General features: G+C 63.1%; 1 protein-coding gene. It reads left to right on the forward strand.

What is annotated here, in order from left to right:
* Window positions 1–16 precede the first annotated feature (16 nt).
* On the forward strand, window positions 17–271 hold a 255-nt coding region (locus ACGLWX_RS18360; protein WP_396241912.1), incomplete at its 3' end, for a hypothetical protein.

The following is a 271-nucleotide window of genomic DNA, read 5'->3' on the forward strand; positions in this document are numbered from 1 at the left end:
CGAAGCCGGCGGCGGCGTGGAATACACGGGCATCGGTCACCACCGGGAGTCGGTGGCCAAGGAAGTCGGCGTTCCCGGTACCTACGACTACGGCCCGCAGCGGTCGGCTTGGATGTGTTCGCTGGTGACCAACTGGATGGGTGACGCAGGCTTTCTGAAGCGGGTTCGCACCGAGATGCGCCGCTTCAACATCGTGGGTGACACTACCTGGTGTACGGGCAAGGTGACGCGCAAGTACGTGAAGGACAACACCGGGCTGGTGGACATCGAA

Origin of the sequence: Halomonas sp. HMF6819 (assembly GCF_044335525.1) — a bacterium.
Taxonomy (GTDB): domain Bacteria; phylum Pseudomonadota; class Gammaproteobacteria; order Pseudomonadales; family Halomonadaceae; genus Vreelandella.